Source organism: Xanthomonas sp. 1678, from assembly GCF_031455575.1.
Taxonomy (GTDB): Bacteria; Pseudomonadota; Gammaproteobacteria; order Xanthomonadales; family Xanthomonadaceae; genus Xanthomonas_A.
This window is the reverse complement of sequence record NZ_JAVDSZ010000031.1, coordinates 1-2,033: the sequence shown is the minus strand read 5'-3', so window position 1 is coordinate 2,033 and position 2,033 is coordinate 1. Positions and strand designations below refer to the sequence as shown.

Annotated in this window: 2 protein-coding genes; one reads left to right on the top strand and one right to left on the bottom strand. The window is 67.7% G+C overall.

The window, feature by feature from the left end; all coding sequences use genetic code 11:
* On the bottom strand, positions 1-402 hold a 402-nt coding region (locus J2Y70_RS22225; RefSeq protein WP_309922725.1), incomplete at its 3' end, for a hypothetical protein.
* Here J2Y70_RS22225 and J2Y70_RS22220 point away from each other — a divergent pair.
* Positions 289-2,033 (top strand): condensation domain-containing protein (locus tag J2Y70_RS22220; protein WP_369011120.1); only part of this gene is annotated, 1,745 nt, incomplete at its 3' end. The genes J2Y70_RS22225 and J2Y70_RS22220 overlap by 114 nt on opposite strands.

Below are 2,033 nucleotides of genomic sequence, written 5' to 3'. Positions count from 1 at the left end.
GTGCACTACCTGCCAGGGCAGGGCGTGGCGGAGGCGACGCTCGAGGCGCAGGCACGCGAGCACCTGCGGCGTCAGCTGCCGGGGTTCATGCTGCCACAGGAGTGGGTGGCGCTGGAGGCGTTGCCGCTGAGCGCCAACGGCAAGATCGACCGCAATGCGCTGCGCGCCGGAGACGCCAGCCGTGCGCGCGGCCAGCCGGCGCCGCGCGCGGTGGAACCGCCGCGCAATGCCACCGAGCAATGGATGGTGGCGTTGTGGCAGCGTCTGCTGAAGGTGGAGCAGGTCGGCATCGGCGACAACTTCTTCGCCCTGGGCGGCCGCTCGCTGCTGGCGTTGCAGGTGATCAACGCGACCAATCGCCAGTTCGGTTGCCAGTTGTCGATGGTCGACGTGTTCAAGCACCCCACCATCGGCGAACTCGCCGGCAGAATCGGGACGCCGGCCGCGACCGCCACCGTGGTCGATGTCGCTGTGGCCATGCCGCCGCCCGCTCTGGCGGTGGCGCCGGCGTCGCCGTTGCTGCGCGTGCCGCGCCACGTCAACGAGTATCCAGCGTCTTCCGCGCAGACCGCGATGTGGCTGGTCGACCGGATGGCCAACGGCAGCAGTCACTACAATGTGCCGTTCGCGATCACCACCGCGGCCGACTTCGACGTCCAGGTGGCCAGGCGCGCACTGCTGTGGTTGATCGATCGGCACGAACCGCTGCGGACCGTGTTCGACGACGACACCGGAACGCTGGTCCAGCGTGTGCTACCGATGGAGCAGGTCACGCTCATGTTCGAGCACCGCGTTCTCGACGGAGCGGGCCAGGACCAATGGCGTGCCGCACTGGCGAGCGCCAGCCGCGAGCAGGCCCACCACCGTTTCGATCTTCAGCGCGACACCATGTTGCGCGGCGTGCACCTGCAACGCGACGGACGCGGCTGGTTACTGCTCAATGCCCATCACATCGCCGTCGACGGCTGGTCCATCGCGGTGTTCTGGACGGAGTTCGCGCAGGTCTGCGCCGCGCTCGCTGCCGGCCGCGAGCCGGCGCTGCCGGCGCTTCCACTGCGCTACATCGACTACACCGCCTGGCAGGACCTGTATCTGTCCAGTGCAGCGGCCGAACGTAGCCGTGCCTACTGGCTCGATCATCTGGCGAACCTCCCACCACGTCATGGTCTGCCATTGTTGGAGGAAGGGCAGCACTCCGCAGGCAGCGAAGGCGAAAGCTATCAATGGCGTCTTCCCGCCGAGGTCGGCAGGAAACTGGAAGCGCTGGCCGCGCGCCAGGGGGCGAGCAGCTTCATGCTCGTGCATGCCGCGCTAAGCGTATTGGTGGCCCGCTATTCGGGAAGCCACGACGTGGTGATCGGCACGCCCACCGCCAATCGCGCCATGTCCGAGTTCGAGCCGATCGTCGGCCTGTTCGCCAACACCCTCGTGCTGCGCACCGATTGCAGCGCCGAGCAGACGTTGGACGCCTATCTCGAGCAGGTGCGCAGGGTGAATCTGGAGGCCTTCGAGCACCAGCACCTGCCGTTCGAGTCGCTGGTGGAACTGCTCAACCCGCCGCGCAGCGAATATTTCGCGCCGCTGTTCCAGATCCTTCTCACCACCGACATCGACGGCAAGGAGCGTGCGTCCAATGCGGGTAGCGACGGATTTTCCGAGGATTCGCAGGAGAAGGTCGACCTCGCCTGCCATGTGGCGTTGCACAGTGACGCATTCCACCTCTCCCTTAGCTACCGGCGTGCGCTGTTCCCGCGTTGGCTGATCGAGCAGATGGCGCAGGACCTGAGCCGGATCTTCGAGCAGCTGGCGGCCGGTGCGGTGCGGCAGCTGCGGGATATCGTGCTGTCCGGCCAGGCGGCGTCGGCGGCGCTGCCCGGCACCGACCAGGCGACGGACCCGCAGTGCCTGCATGGGCTGTTCGAACGCCAGGTCGCACGGACCCCGCAGCGGATCGCGGTGCGCTACGGCGACCAGGCGCTGGACTACGCCAGCCTCAATGCCCGCGCCAACCGCTTGGCGCATGCGCTGGTCGC